Consider the following 15,419-nt stretch of genomic DNA (forward strand, 5'->3'; position numbering starts at 1 on the left):
CCTATGTCCCGTTCCGTTTCACCGTCCCGGCATTATCCGCCCGCTCCCCAGCAGAAGCGGGCCGTTCTTCCCATTCTCCCGTCAGAAGAACAGCAGGGCTTTGTCTGGACGCCGGGGCTCAAGGCCGTTCTGGACATTGGCTCCACCAAAACCACCTGCCTGATTGGCCAGGGACTGAAAAATGGTGGTCTGCGTGTCCTGAGCTGGGGCTGGCGACGCTCCGAAGGAGTGAATTCCGGGGCCATCGTGGACACCATCCAGCTGGAGCGTGTCATCCGGGCGACAGTGGGCGATGCCGAACGGAAAATCAGCCGCCGCATCAGGGATGTGACCGTCAATCTCGCCTGCGGAACCCCCCGCAGCTATCACGTGGATACCTTTCTGGCCTCCAACGGACGTGAGGTGACCGAGGACGACATTCTCCACCTCTACGGGCAGGCCCGCCACGAGGCAACCGAGCATGACCGCAGGATCGTCCAGGCCATGCCGCTGGGTTTCAATATCGATGAGACCCTCACGGTCCTCAACCCCTGCGGGCAGCGCTGCGAGAGACTGGTAGGCAAGTTCCACATCGTGGATGCCCAGACGAGTGCCCTCCACACGCTGGATGCTGTCCTGCGCAAGGCCGAGCTGCGGGCCGTGGACCTGCTGTCCAACCCCATTGCCTCCGGCCTTGCTGTGCTGGACCATGATGAGCGTGACCTCGGGGTGACCGTCGTTGACATGGGAGCAGGCACGACAACCCTTGCCGTCTTCGCCCGTGGGCGGGTGCTCTATACACGGCATATCAGGGTCGGCGGCGATCACATCACCCGGGACATTGCTCAATCCCTGTCCATCCAGCTTGAAACAGCAGAACGGCTCAAAACCCTTTACGGGGTCGCCTATGCCTCGGCTGATGACACATCCATTCCCATCGCCCTGCCTGTCTCACATCGCAACATTGTCCGGCAGATCACCCGGGCCGATCTGGTCCGGGCCATCGCCCCCCGTGTCGAGGAAACGCTGGAAATGCTCCGCTACGAGCTGGACGGTGCCGGCCTCGGGCGCCCGGCGGAAGGACGTGTCATCCTGACGGGCGGCGGCGCCCTGCTGAACGGCATTGATGCCGTGGCTGCCGAGATCCTGAACCGGCCTGTGCAGGTCCGGTCTCCAGCCACCATACGGGGACTGCCGGAATCGGATCATCCCTCCATATGGGCGGGATTCTCCACCGCCGCCGGTCTTCTGGCCTGGGCAGCCGGAGCCAGAGACCGCTTCTGCCTTGCGGAACATGAAGCAGCCCCACGGGGCATTGCCTGGCGCTTTGCCAATTTCCTGCGCCGGAAGTCATAAACAGGCACAATACCCGATATTTAGCATTACATATTTCTCTCCAGATGCTACCCTGCCCGTAAATCTGTCTTCCAAAGACCAATCTATGATGTCCACCCTGGCCGAAGCGAGACCGTTATGTCACTGAACCTGACCCCAACGACCCCTGGTGTTAGTGCTGTCAGTCCCCCGCGCATCACTGTCATCGGGGTTGGTGGTGGCGGGGTCAACGCCGTCAACAACATGATCGACGGCAAGCTGCGTGGCGTGACTTTCATCGCCGCCAACACCGATGCCCAGCAGCTGGCTCTCTCCAAGGCTGAAACGCGCCTCCAGCTCGGCCCGACCCTCACGCGTGGTCTGGGGGCCGGAGCCAAGCCGGAAGTCGGCCGCCAGTCAGCCGAAGAAGTAGAAGATGAAATCCGCCAGCATCTGGAAGGGGTTGATCTCGTATTCGTCACGGCCGGAATGGGTGGCGGCACCGGCACGGGAGCAGCCCCCGTCGTGGCACGGATCGCCCATGAAGTCGGTGCCCTGACAATCGGCGTCGTCTCCAAACCCTTCGATTTTGAAGGCTCCCGCCGTAGCCGGGCTGCCGCAGCCGGTATTGCCGAGCTGGAAAAATACGTGGACACGCTGCTGGTCATCCCCAACCAGAACCTCTTCGGCAGCGCCTCGCTGACAACCTCGCTGGTCGAAGCCTTCGCCATGGCGGATGACGTCCTGTACAGTGGTGTCCGCAGCGTGACGGACCTGATGGTGGAAGCCGGGTATCAGAATCTTGACTTTGCCGATGTCCGTACCGTCATGAGTGGCATGGGCAAGGCCATGATGGGCATTGGCATGGCATCGGCCGAGGAAGATGGTGAAGACTGGGCCATCACCGCCGCCGAGCGGGCCATTTCCAACCCGCTGCTGGAGGAAACCACCATTGCCGGGGCACGGGCACTTCTTGTCAACGTCACGCTCGGTCCGGACATGAGCCTGCTGGCCTATAACCAGATCATGAATCTCATCCGTGAGACGGCAAACTGCGAAGACGAAGAAATCAACAGCGGTTTCGTCGTCAATGAGAACATGAAAGGCAAGGTGCAGGTTTCCGTGATCGCCACGGGGCTGAATGGCCGGAGACGCCATGAAGCCTCCGAGGAGGAACCGGTCGAAGTCCAGACTCATGCCCCCGCTGAAACCGTGGCTCACACACCGGACACGGGCCAGGCAACAGAGCATCCAACTGCCTCCGCGGGAGACACCGGGCAGAACGAAGAAGCCCCGGAACACGACCCTGCCCCCGAAGGAGCAGGCCAGCCAGCCGAGGAGGCATCGCCTCTTCCCAATTACGACCCTCATCTCGGCCCGCACCAGCAGGCTTCTGCCCCCACGGTATCGGAGCCGATCCGCCCACGGGAGGAGACCGGGCAAACGGGCGGGGGACTGTTCAGCCGCTTCTTCCGTACCCGTCCTTCGCCAGAACAGGAGCGCCGGGATACACACGCTGCGACTGATGATCGGAAACCGCAGCATGACAGCGTCACCCCACCTGCCGAGGATGACGAGCTGAGCATTCCCACCTATCTGCGCCGTGGCCCGAAGTAACCGGGTCTGATTAAAGCCCCCGGTTCCCCTGCGGGCAGGGGGCTTCATCCACCTCCCCCATGGGGGAAAGCGTCCTGCCTCACCGGGTAAGGTCGCCCATGCCCGAGCACCTGCCCTCATGCCAGAGACCACATGCTGTCGGCTTCATCAGCCGCCCCTCCAGAATACAGTCCACCTACAGCAGGCACAGACCACACTGGAGCAGGCCGTCCATTGCCAGGGGTGGGGCCTCCACAGTGGCAGGCCTGCCACGGTCCGCCTTGTCCCGGCAGCGCCGGATACAGGCATCAGGCTCCAGCGGCTGGATATGGCAGACACCCCCGCCTTCCGCCTGACGCATGACTGCATCATTTCCAGCCCTCTGGCCACGGTGGCTGCTTCTCCCCTTACACCGGGGCTGACAGTCGCTACCATAGAGCATCTCATGGCTGCTCTTCATGCCTGTGAAGTGGACAACCTTCTGATCCAGCTGGATGGGCCGGAACTACCCATTCTGGATGGATGCTCCAGAAGATTCATGTCTCTTCTTGAGGAAGCTGGCCGCAGCGGCCAGGCGGCCCCCCGCCGCAGCATTGAAGTGCTTCGCCCAGTTCATGTGGAAGGGCGGCACGGTGCTCATGCCAGCCTTCTCCCCGCCCATCAGGCCGACACACTCGACCTCTCCGTCAACATCGACTTCCCCGCCCCTGCCATCGGGCAGCAGTCGTTCCAGATGGTCTTGTCCCAAGAGACATTCGCCCAAGAAATCGCTCCCTGCCGGACCTTCGTAAACCATCAGGATATTGACGCCCTCCAGGCGCAGGGACTGGCATTAGGCGGATCACTCGACAATGCGCTAGTCATCCAGCATGATCGTGTCCTGAACCCCGGCGGACTACGGTTCGATAATGAATGTGTCCGCCACAAGATGCTGGATACGGTAGGCGACCTGTACTGTACCGGGTTCCGGCTTTCAGCCCGTTTTGAAGGACACAGGACAGGCCATGCGCTGAACAGCCAGCTTCTGCATGCTCTTTTTGCGTCCACCGAAAACTGGCGGTTCTCCGATGGCAGCCCGCCTGTCATGCCCTCTCCCGGCTGAGAATATCAGGCCAGAGAGCAAGAACCCCCTTTCCCCTGAACACTCCCATGCTATAAGAAAATCATGGTCAGCAGCATCCTGAAATTCCACATGATCCCATCCCGTTTCCGTCTCCCTGCCCTTGGGGCCCCGGCATTGCTCGGACTTGCCCTTCTTTCGGGCTGCTCCAGCTCCGATGCCGACATACAGGCAAAGCTGCCACGCACGGCGGATGCCGAGACCCTCTACAACTATGGGATCGACGCTCTTCATGGCGGGCATTACAAGCTGGCCAGCAGTGAATTCGAGCTTCTCCAGCAGAATTTCCCCTATTCCGGCTATACGGGCAGTGCCGAACTGATGGAAGGCTACGCTTACTACCTTCAGGGTGAGTATGCGCTGTCCGTCCAGCAGCTGGAGCGCTATCTCCAGCTCCACCCCACAAGTCCGGATGCTGCCTACGCCTACTATCTGCGGGGCCTGTGCTATTATGAGCAGATCGGTGATGTGTCCCGTGACCAGCTCGGCACGCTGGAAGCCATGGATGCTCTTCAGGAAGTCATCACCCGCTTCCCCCAGACCTCTTACGCCCGGGATGCCCAGCTGAAGATCGACCTCTGCCGTGACCATCTGGCCGGCAAGGAGATGTATGTGGGCCGTTACTATCAGCGGGAAAAAGACTATCAGGCAGCTTATGGCCGTTACCAGCGGGTCATCCAGGACTTCCAGACCACCAACCATGTGCCGGAAGCGCTGGAACGTCTGGTTGAGGTCAATCTGGCCCTGGGATTGCCTGATGAAGCCCGTCAGGCAGCAGCTGTCCTCGGCTATAATGCGCCTGACAGCCGCTGGTACCGCCTCGCCTACAACAAGCTGAAATACAACCATCAGCTCACGCCGCAGCTGCCCAAGCCGTCCCATGCCCAGAAAAAGCATGAGAGGCGCTCAAGAAAACACCGTGACGGTGTGGCACCGCCTGTGCAGGCCAAGGCACCTGTCTCCCCGGATTCCGTCATCGTGCAGCCTGTGTCCACAACACAGTCGGCGCCGGTGGCCTCCGTCGAGATTCCCCCGGTACCATCAACGGCAGCCCCAGGCGCCAACCAGCAGGCTGGCGGAAAGAAAACACGGTAGCCCCCTCTGGGATATTGTGACCTGCATGCCGTAACCATTACTGAAAAGCAGCATGTGGAGCCGGAATCTTCCGACTTCACATCGTTTGCCCTTGTCCGGCCCGTGCAGCCTCTTGCACTGGGCCTGTTTCTTTCTGACTATCGGACACCGCATTTTCTGCAAACCACAACAGAAGCCCAATCCGACTGCTTCTGCCGGTTCTGGAGGCTGCACCCATGCTGACACATCTCTCCATCCGTGATGTCGTTCTGATAGAAAAACTGGACCTCCCCTTCCATGGTGGTCTGACAGCCCTGACGGGAGAAACCGGGGCTGGCAAGTCCATCCTGCTGGACAGTCTCGGCCTCGCCCTGGGGGAGCGGACCAGCAGCCGCATCATCCGTGCTGGAGCGACCCAGAGCAGCGTGACGGCCGTTTTCGAGCTGCACAAGGGGCATCCCGTCTATGGCCTGCTTCACAACAAGGACATCGCCTCCATCGAAGAAGGCGAACCTCTGGTATTGCGGCGGATCGTCACGAAAGAGGGGCGCTCCCGTGCCTATATCTGCGACCAGCCCATCGGCATCAGTGTCCTGCGGGAAGTGGCCTCGCTGCTCGTGGAGATACAGGGCCAGCATGAGCAGATGGGACTGGCAAACCAGAGTGCCCACCAGACCCTTCTGGATGCTTTTGGTGTGCCACAGCAGCTCCGCCAGCAGGTCGCCCGCTGCTGGGATGACTGGCAGAACGCCCTGCGCAGCCTGAACAAGGCCCGGAAGGATGTTGAAGAGGCCAGCAAGGAAGAAGACTGGCTGCGGCAGATCACGGAAGACCTTACTGCCCTTGCTCCCCGAGAAGGCGAGGAGGACGAGCTTGCCGCCCTGCGGGTCCGGCTCCAGCAGGATGAACGCCGGGGCGAGGCCGTTGCTGCCGCCCTTGCCGAACTGACCCCCCGGGACCGCCGGACGTCCACACCGGCCAATGCCCTCCGTTCGGCCAACCGTGCCCTTTCCCGGCTGCTTCCCTCCCCACTGGACCGGGCACAGAGCGAGGAGCAGGAAACACCCTCCGCCCAGCAGGAACAGGCACAGGAAGCCCTTACGGCCCTAGAAAAGGCCGAGGAATATCTGGCCGAGGCCGAAACCCTGCTCTCCCGTCTGGCCGTCGATACCACGGTAGATTTCCGCCTGCTGGAAGAGACGGAAGAACGGCTTTTCACCCTGAGGGCCGAAGCCCGCAAGCACAAGATCAGCGTCAGTGAACTGCCCTCCTTCCTCGAGACGCTGAACCAGCGGCTGGCCAGTATTGATTCCAGCGCAGAGGCCCTGGCCCGGCTGGAAGATCAGGTCCGTGAGAGCCGGGCCGCCTATGAAGCCGCTGCGCAGGAGCTGGGTGCGGCCCGCAGCAAGGCCGCCCGTCAGATCGAGAAACGGGTCATGGCCGAGCTGGTCCCCCTCAAACTGGAGCGGGCACGTTTCATCGTCGAGCTGGCCCCTCTGCCTGCCGAGCAGTGGAACCGCCATGGCATGGAACAGGTGGCCTTCCTCATCGCCGCCAATCCCGGCCAGCCACCGGGACCGCTCGGCAAGGTGGCATCCGGCGGGGAACTCTCCCGCCTCATGCTGGCCCTCAAGGTCGTGCTGGCGGGCCGCTCCTCCCTCACAACGCTGGTCTTCGACGAAGTGGATTCCGGTGTCGGCGGAGCCACGGCCTCGGCCATTGGCGAACGCCTGAACCGTGTGGCACGGGATGTCCAGGTGCTGGCCATCACCCACAGCCCGCAGGTGGCGGCCTATGGAGACCATCAGCTCCGCATTGCCAAGCAGGTCGTCAACAACCAGACACAGACCAGTGCCACCCCGCTGACAGATGAGGAACGCCGTGAGGAGCTGGCCCGCATGCTCGCTGGCGACACCGTAACCGATGCCGCCCGTGCTGCGGCAGACAGCCTTCTTGGACCTGCAGAAAAATGACCGGAACCCCCACCCCCGCCCAGCGTCATGCCGAACTGGAAGAAAAGATCGCCCGCTGGAACGAGGCCTATCATGGACAGGACAACCCCGAAGTCTCCGATGCCGAGTATGACAATGCCCGGCTGGAGCTGATCATGCTGGAGGCCCGCCATCCGGAACTGAAGCGCAGGGATGGTGTCTCCTCACAGGTCGGAGCTGCTCCCAATCCGGCCTTTGGCAAGGTGAAGCACCGTGCCCCCATGCTCTCGCTGGACAACGTCTTCAGCGAGGAGGAGTTCACCCAGTTCGTCAGCCGGATCGGCCGGTTTCTCGGGCTTGACGAGGCCCAGACGGACGGGCTGAAATTTGTGGCCGAACCCAAGATTGACGGCCTTTCCATCAGCCTGACCTACGAAAAAGGCCAGCTGACGGTTGCCACGACCCGGGGCGATGGCACGACGGGTGAGGATGTCACCGCCAACGTGCGGACCATCAGCTCCATTCCCCAGACCCTGCCCGCTCCTTTTCCTGACCTGCTGGAAATCCGGGGCGAAATCTTCATGAGCCGGGCCGACTTCCTGGCTCTCAACAGACAGCAGGAAGAGCGGGGCGAAAAGCCCTTTGCCAATCCACGCAATGCCGCAGCCGGGTCGCTCCGCCAGCTGGACGCCTCTGTCACAGCCCGCCGCCCTCTGGGGCTGTTCGCCTACGGGCTGGGTTACAATACCGGCATAACCGTCAAGACCCATTCGGACTGGCTGGACCAGCTGAAAACATGGGGATTCACTGTCAATCCACTCTCCCGGGCCATAAACCATGCCAGTGACGTGCCTGCCTATGTGGAGACCCTGGCCAGGGAACGGCCTGACCTTGATTATGACATTGATGGCATCGTCTTCAAGATTGACGCCATAGACCTTCAGACACGCCTTGGTTTTGTAGGCCGTGCCCCTCGTTGGGCCATTGCATGGAAGTTCCCGGCGGAACAGGCCATCACCCGACTGAATGAGATTGAAATTCAGGTGGGGCGGACTGGTGCCCTCACCCCCGTGGCGCATCTGGAACCCATCAATGTCGGCGGTGTCATCGTATCCCGGGCCACCCTGCATAATGAAGATGAAATCCGCCGTCTGGATGTCCGCCCCGGCGACCTCGTGCGCATCCAGCGGGCCGGGGATGTCATCCCGCAGGTACTGGGCGTCGTGGATGCAGACCGGCAGGACCGGGCCGCCCCCTTCCATTTTCCCGATCACTGCCCCGTCTGCCACGCCCATGCCGAACGCATCGGCGATGAAGCGGTCCGCCGCTGCTCCGGGGGCCTGACCTGCCCGGCCCAGACGGTCGAAAGGCTCATCCATTTCGTCTCCCGCAAAGCGTTTGACATTGACGGGCTGGGAGAGCGCAGCATCCGCAGTTTTCATGACCTCGGGCTTGTCCAGCGGCCGGGAGACATTTTCCGCCTGCACGAGCATCGGGACCGCCTCCAGAAACTGGAAGGCTGGGGGACACAGTCGGTCGACAACCTGCTTCAGGCCATTGAGGACCGCCGGACCATCAGTCTCCCCCGCTTCATCTACGCGCTCGGCATCCGGCGCATTGGCGAGCGCAATGCCCAGCTTCTGGCCCGCCACTACCAGAGCTTTCCCGTCTGGCATACGGCGATGCTGGCAGCCATCAGGCCCGAAAGCGAAGAACGGACCGCCCTGAGTGCCATCATGGGCATCGGCCCTGCCATTGCTGAAGAAGTTGCCGCCTTCTTCGATGAGGAACATAACCGGGCTGCGCTGGATGATCTCACCCCCTCCCTGACCATCAGCGAGGAGACCGGTCCTGATGCTGATGACGAGGGTCCAGCGCCTCTGGCTGGTCAGGTCATGGTGTTCACGGGGTCTCTCACCACCATGTCCCGAGCCGAAGCCAAGGCCATTGCCGAACGTCTGGGCGCACAGGTGACAGACAGCGTCTCCCGTCGCACGACACTGGTCGTACTGGGAGAAAAAGCTGGCTCCAAAGCCAAAAAAGCCCACGAGCTGAACATTCGCACGCTTGATGAAATGGAGTGGCGCGGCATGGTCGGGCTGGCCGAGACAGACTGAAGCAGACATCAAGGGGCAGGCTTGCAAAGTACAATAAAAATAAAGCCTGCCACAACGGTGAAATATGAAGTGAAAAAAGTTAAAATTTTTATTAAACTATTAATTATTTTATTATAAATCTATTTAATTTTTATCAAATTGAGAAAAATGCCTTACATGGCAATTTCTTGTATTTTATTTACTCAAGAAAAAGTTATTTTCTTATTTATGATTTATGCCTAATACTTATTTAAAATAACATCAAATGGATAGACTTTCCTACAGGTCCCTTCTATATGGAATTTCGCCAAGAGTTTCCGGAGGTTAACACAGTGGGTGAAAGAAGGTATTTTCTAACATGGGATTTCCAGATCGTTCGACAGGATGCCACAAGTAAAGCCCTTTATTGCTCCAAACTGGAGGACCACTTCCCTACCGACGCTTTCGCTCTTGAACTTCACGAAGATGATGTCGGCGCAAATTATACATTCATCCCACAGGGCGAAGAGATTGCCCCCTATCATGTCGACGATATCGAAATAACCTTCAATTCTGACGTCCGTGTCTGGAACCTGCGGGACAAGAACGGGCTTTTCCTGTGCTTTGACTGTCATACACTTTCTTTTTCCAGGGAACATCCCTCCTTCTGGGAAGGCTTCCTACTGCTTTCGCAGAGAGAAATTGACATACTGAGGCACCTCCTCACCAACAGGTGGGTCATTCCCAAAACACAGACAATCATTGATGGGAAAGACATCGAGGCCGTTGACGTCTTCAAACTGAAGATCAACCATTTTGATGTCGACATGCGGTATCAGCTTTTCAGATACTGGAACAAATACAACATCACGCTCTATTTTGACGGATGGAAGCGTGAAACGCTCTATTTCTACAATCCTGCCGTCTATATCACGGCTTACAATAAAGAATCCGTCATGCAGCAATGCAAGATGTGCGTTGTCTCACTGCGGAAAATGGGGAAATTCACCGGGCCGATCATCCTCATGACAGACAAGGACCAAGCCTACATAGACAATCTTTTTAAAGGGAAAAAAGAATATACGGATAACCTCATCATTCACAACCTGTACCCACAGGACTTCCTTTCCTTTGTCTGCTCCAAATACGAAATAACGGACAAGGAAACTTTTGCAGGTTATCAGCCGCTCCTGTATCTGGACCCGGACATCATCATAGACAATCCTCTGGAACCCCTGCTGATCCGTGGTCTTTCAAGCGGCAAGATATGTTCGCCGGCTGAAGAATTCCATCCGATACAATCCCACATTCCAGTGGGATCCTCCCTGTTCTCGATGGATGATATTCCGGGGCGCTTCACACCAGGCATCAACGGGGGAACAATCCTTTTCCCCAATACGGAAAGTGATACAATCCGCCGTTTCATCAATGAGATCCGCCATCTGGTTACCAATCTGGTCTTCAAATTCGGGCGCTCATTCAATGGCTGGGCCGACCAGGAGGCCTATAACTATCTGGCCATCAAGACGAACGGGGTCAATTCCAATGCCCTGACGTCATTCACCGCCTATCAGGGCCCTGCACATAACAGGCGTCTGGGCCTCGTTCATTTCTGGGGCTTCTCTTCAGAAGAGAAAGTAGAACGGATGAAAGAATACATGGATACGCTAGGCTGCCAGCCCTGAATAAAACCGTGTCCCGCCACCCCTGAGGGGCGGGACACTGACAGATACCTGCGGACCGGACCGCCCCAATTTTCCCCTTCACATAAGCCCCGGATTCATCCGTCAGGCTCTGTCGACCCTGTTCCACATGACACCACAGATGGTCCTGGGCAAGATATTCCTGATTTCATCCTTCACCGCCGCCACCAGGGCACGATATTCCAGCCTGTATTTATCAGTCGTGTCAGGAGCCGGATGATCCCAGGGCTTGGTATCAGCGACATAATGGATAATTGACGCATCCTCCTGCGCCTTCTTCACCTGCTCCTGCATACTATATTCAAACTCAAGATAATTTGTATGAAGATATTCTGCATACAGGTTCCAGCTCTGGCTGAAATGATGAAGAGAATCTTTAAAGACATGATTGAGTATTGACTCATCATAAAAAAGCCATTTCTTCTTGATGCACTCTATGCAGTAGGCTGCATCTGCATCTGTTATGGCGTCCATATTGAAAAGAATGAGACCGCTATTTACATAAAAATAAGGGTTGTTTATTCCCAGCATGTTACGGCTGAATTTATTGAAATCTCCAAAATCTTCATATTTTCTATGATTACGGATCAGACAGCGAACCCCTCCCAATTTTTTATTCTGAGGGATCTCGTTGATGATTTTCAACACATCATCCCGCACCAGCATGTCAACATCAATGCTCAGAACCTTCTCATATCCCTTGAAAATCGTCGGGATGAATAAAGGAACATAAGTCTCCAGTGGCCGATTTTCATTATTGGCAAAATTCAGGCTTTCCATGAAAGACGAACAGTCAATGAATGATATGACGCTTCCAAAAGAGGCAACAACCTGTTCTGTGAGCCGTATGAGTGTCGTATCGAGATTCCGATATAAAACAAAAAACTCGATCCTGCTGGTATCTGAGCAATGGTCAAGTATGGACTTGATTGTGACAAGAGCCGGTATCAAATATTTTTTGTCAAATGAAACAACTATTGGAAAGGTACTCATCACAACCTCATTGAATCAAACCTTCGATCTTATAAAGGGTTTCGTAATAATTTCCAAGATGCTTCCTCAAAATGGTCTGCCCCCTGCAGAAAAGACAGGATTTTTGAACGTTACTAACCCGGCATGATAAATTTATTTTCCATCCTCCTCACACAAAGCAATTGAAACCTGCCCCAACTGCATTATCATGCCGCCGATAATTGCCGCCTTGGCCCTGGCGGGGTGGCCATAGAGAGAACGCATGCCCACCACATCATCCAGTCATCATCCCTTCATCATGCTGATTGTCGGCCTCCTCGTTACGGTCGTACTCATCGGTGTCTCCATTCTCATCTCCCTGTCTGAAATCTCATTCGCCGCAGCACGGGAAACCCGCATGCGTGCCCTGGCTGAAGAAGGCGACAAAAGGGCCCGTGCTTTTCTGCGCCTCCGACGCAATAGCGGGCAGGTCATGACAGCCATACAGATCTGCCTCAATGCCGTCGGTATTCTGGGCGGTGTGGTGGGAGATGCCCTGCTGAGTGAACCTTTCGCCGAGGGCCTGCACTATCTGGGCCTGTCGGCACCTCTGGCAGACAAGGTCGGCTCTTTCAGCTCCTTCATCCTTGTCACCGGGCTGTTCGTTCTCTTTGCTGACCTTCTGCCAAAGCGCACGGCCATGAACGCACCGGACAGGATTGCTCTGGCCGTAGGCTGGTTCCCTGCCCTCATCCTCAAGCTCCTCTATCCAGCCGTATGGCTTTTCTCCCATATTGCCGACCTGATCCTGAGGTTGCTGCGCATCCCGGCCACGGCCACGGTAGAGGCCGTCACGCCAGAAGATCTCCGGGCCATTCTTGCCGCAGGCACGGCCTCCGGCGTTCTTCTGGAGCAGGAACATCAGATGATCCAGAATGTCATGGCCCTGCAAAACCGTTCCGTGACATCTGCAATGACACCTCGGGACGAAATCGTTTATCTGGATGTCAATGAAAGTCTGGAGAGCCAGCGCGACAAGGTGCGGGTCCGCCCCTATTCCCGTTACCCGTTCTGCGATGGATCGCTGGACAGGGTTGTCGGCTCCATCCGTGCGGAAGATGTGTTGGTCGCTGTTGTTGATGAACCCACCACACTGACCGACCCGCAGAAGGCCCCTCCCAAACAGATATTCAACATGCGCCGGGATGTCCTCTCCCTGCCCGATACGCTGAACCTGTGGGAGACACTGGCCCAATTTGATACGCATGGCGCCGGTTTTGCACTCATCTTCAATGAATATGGGCTGGTTGTCGGACTGATCACGTACAAAGACATCATGGGTGCCCTGATGGATGGACTGGCCAATCCTTTTGAAGAGCAGGCCATCGTCCGCCGTGATGCTGATTCATGGCTCATCGACGGAGCCGCTCCCATTCTGGATGTTATCCGGGAGCTGGATATCCCCCTCTTCCATGACAATTCCGAGTTTGACACCATTGCCGGTTTCATCACCCATCGTCTGCGCCGTATGGCCCGCAAGGCAGACCGTGTCGAGGTGGCCGGTTTCCGTTTTGAGGTGGTGGATGTCGAACGTTTCCGCATCAACCAGCTTCTGGTCACCCGTATGAAACCCTCTGGCAAAGCATGAACAGCCACATCCTGCTGCCTCATGGCATAAGCGCCCAAGATGCACTGCTGATCATCGACATGCAGAATGACTTCATGCCCGGCGGCGCCCTCCCCGTTCCCGGCGGGCATGACCTTCTGCACGCCATCAATGGCCTCAGCCATCTGAATTTCAGGGCCGTCGTCGCTTCCCAGGATTGGCACCCCATGGGCCATTGTTCCTTCAAAGAGCAGAACGGCCCATGGCCTGCCCATTGCATTGCCGGGACAGACGGCGCTGCTCTGGTAGGGGGGCTGGACCAGCGACGCATTACCCATATCATCCGCAAAGGAACAGCAACCGATGCGGACTCAAACTCTGCTTTTCATGACGATAGCGGACGCAGCACTGGCCTGACAGACCTGCTGAACGGCCTTGGCGTCACACGGGTTTTTCTGTGCGGCGTAGCGCTGGATGTCTGCGTTCTGGCCTCAGCCCGTCATGCTGTACGGGCTGGATTTGAAACCTTCATCATACAGCAGGCCTCAGCAGGGATCAGGCCACTATCAGCCTCCTCCCTGCTGGAAGAGTCCATAAAACTCGTCTGACAGGGCGGACTAACGTTTTTCAAATCCTGCCTGCTGAAGTCCCCTTTGCAGGAACGGGTTCTTCTTCATGACATTCCAGACCAGCCCGCTACGAAGGTTTTCGGTCATCAGCAGGATGGGCCCCTGGTCAATCCCCAGCTGCTGGCCATCAACCCAGAAACCGTCCTTCCCATCAGAAAAACTGGGATTGAATGCATCAAGAAAACCGTACTGGTTATAAACCCGACTGCCGTATCGGGCCTTCATGGCCTGAAGTGCCGGCAAGGCAATTTCTGGCGCAAAAGCTACAGACCCACCTGCTGCCGTAGGCGCAATCGTGCCGTCATCCAACACATAATCCCGTCCGGCCCCACGGGCGCTGTACGCCAGAAAATGGCGCCGCTGACCATCAACATCCCTGTAGGCATCCCCCGGTCCATCCGAAGCCGTCAACCCCCAGATGTCTGAACCATAATCCTTCCAATGTCCCGGATTCTGGCGGGCATACTCCCGCTGTGCATAGACCGCTCTCTGGCTGTTCTGGAAGTAGTTATAACCACGCTGCCGACTTGCCTTATCCAGAATATCGCGGAAATCTACCCAACATTCACTATACTGATGCCCGAACAGGGGAGCAAAATTGAGCAGGTCACGCCCATAAAAACTCCCCTGCTGCCCCTTGTGAGTTTCCGTCCAGCGGTCCCATGTTTCAGCAGGCAGGGCATGTGTCGGAGACCCAAGAGCCAGCAGGTACAGCATCAGCCCTTCATTATATCCTGTCCACTGTGAAGACAGGAAATGACCCGGCGGCATCCACCCCATGCTCAGCCAAGGGCTTTTGCCACCGGTCATCCACTGCCAGTCCACCCGACCGTATAATGTCTCGGCCAGTGTCCGGATTTCAGCTTCCTGCCTGTCGGACCTGTCATAATAGGACTGTGCAAACAGAACACCGCCCATCAGCAGTGCCGTATCTATGCTGGATAGCTCCGACCAGTCTGCCACCCGCAGCCCCGTCTCCGGGTCCAGAAAATGATAGAAGAAGCCGTGGGTTCCTGCCATACCCCTGGCCTCATCACCCTGTGGCAACGCCGCCAGAAACCGCAAGGTCAGGAGGGTCCGCTCCACGGCCTGCTGCCGTGTGATATAACCCCGCTCCACCCCGATACCATAAGCTGTCAGACCAAATCCTACACTGGCAATACTGGCAGCCCCATGTGGCAGGGGAGCACGGTCCGGCACCAGACCATTCCTGGGATTGGCCGTCTCCCAGAACCAGTTGAAGGTTCGATGCTCCAGATCACTCAAGAAAATGCTGTCCTGAGATGACAGGGAGTAATCATCGGCTCTGGCGCCCGTCACGCCACCGCAAAATGAAAGAGAAAGGCCAATCCCGGCCAGCAGCATCCGCAGGCCTCTGGAAATACGGCCCACAGGTTGAAACATCGTCACGGGCACCATCTCCTCTACATCACATCGTCAC

At 57.5% G+C, this 15,419-nt stretch carries 11 protein-coding genes; 9 read left to right on the forward strand and 2 right to left on the reverse strand.

Annotation, left to right across the window (positions count from 1 at the left end; translation table 11 throughout):
• Window positions 1–3: 3 nt before the first annotated feature.
• The 7 genes from ftsA (at window position 4) to GM608_RS05420 (ending at window position 10,774) form a co-directional block, all read left to right on the forward strand.
• Complete coding sequence (gene ftsA, locus GM608_RS05390; RefSeq protein WP_052349029.1) at window positions 4–1,335, forward strand: cell division protein FtsA; 1,332 nt, start codon at window positions 4–6, stop codon at window positions 1,333–1,335.
• A 117-nt stretch (window positions 1,336–1,452) separates the two neighbouring features.
• Entirely contained in the window at window positions 1,453–2,910 is a 1,458-nt protein-coding gene (gene ftsZ, locus GM608_RS05395) for a cell division protein FtsZ (RefSeq protein WP_333645163.1), read from the forward strand.
• Window positions 2,911–3,028: 118 nt separating this feature from the next.
• Window positions 3,029–3,991, forward strand: a complete 963-nt coding sequence (lpxC, locus tag GM608_RS05400; RefSeq protein ID WP_333645164.1) for a UDP-3-O-acyl-N-acetylglucosamine deacetylase — start codon at window positions 3,029–3,031, stop codon at window positions 3,989–3,991.
• 90 nt (window positions 3,992–4,081) lie between these two features.
• Window positions 4,082–5,104: an outer membrane protein assembly factor BamD gene (locus tag GM608_RS05405; RefSeq protein WP_333645190.1), complete on the forward strand. Its 1,023-nt coding sequence runs from the start codon at window positions 4,082–4,084 to the stop codon at window positions 5,102–5,104.
• A 215-nt stretch (window positions 5,105–5,319) separates the two neighbouring features.
• A complete protein-coding gene (recN, locus tag GM608_RS05410) occupies window positions 5,320–7,056 on the forward strand; it encodes a DNA repair protein RecN (protein WP_043559825.1) in 1,737 nt (578 codons plus the stop codon).
• Window positions 7,053–9,131 carry an NAD-dependent DNA ligase LigA gene (ligA, locus tag GM608_RS05415; protein ID WP_333645165.1) on the forward strand — a complete coding sequence of 693 codons (2,079 nt, stop codon included), beginning with the start codon at window positions 7,053–7,055 and terminating at the stop codon, window positions 9,129–9,131. The genes recN and ligA overlap by 4 nt, the downstream gene beginning before the upstream one ends.
• Window positions 9,132–9,442: 311 nt before the next feature.
• A complete protein-coding gene (locus GM608_RS05420) occupies window positions 9,443–10,774 on the forward strand; it encodes a hypothetical protein (protein ID WP_333645167.1) in 1,332 nt (443 codons plus the stop codon).
• Between the two features lie 102 nt (window positions 10,775–10,876).
• Here the strand turns inward: GM608_RS05420 and GM608_RS05425 are convergent, their stop codons facing one another.
• A complete protein-coding gene (locus GM608_RS05425) occupies window positions 10,877–11,785 on the reverse strand; it encodes a glycosyltransferase (protein WP_086431481.1) in 909 nt (302 codons plus the stop codon).
• A gap of 241 nt (window positions 11,786–12,026) precedes the next feature.
• Between GM608_RS05425 and GM608_RS05430 the strand changes: the two genes are divergently transcribed.
• Window positions 12,027–13,391: a hemolysin family protein gene (locus GM608_RS05430; RefSeq protein ID WP_248460830.1), complete on the forward strand. Its 1,365-nt coding sequence runs from the start codon at window positions 12,027–12,029 to the stop codon at window positions 13,389–13,391.
• The gene (locus GM608_RS05435; protein ID WP_081563259.1) at window positions 13,388–13,957 is read left to right on the forward strand and encodes an isochorismatase family protein; all 570 of its coding nucleotides are present in this window, start codon (window positions 13,388–13,390) and stop codon (window positions 13,955–13,957) included. Before GM608_RS05430 ends, GM608_RS05435 begins: the two co-directional genes overlap by 4 nt.
• 9 nt (window positions 13,958–13,966) lie before the next feature.
• Here the strand turns inward: GM608_RS05435 and GM608_RS05440 are convergent, their stop codons facing one another.
• Window positions 13,967–15,382, reverse strand: a complete 1,416-nt coding sequence (locus GM608_RS05440; protein WP_333645168.1) for a glucoamylase family protein — start codon at window positions 15,380–15,382, stop codon at window positions 13,967–13,969.
• Window positions 15,383–15,419: the final 37 nt, after the last annotated feature.

It is taken from the genome of Bombella sp. ESL0380, from assembly GCF_009725805.1.
Classification (GTDB): Bacteria; Pseudomonadota; Alphaproteobacteria; order Acetobacterales; family Acetobacteraceae; genus Bombella; species Bombella apis.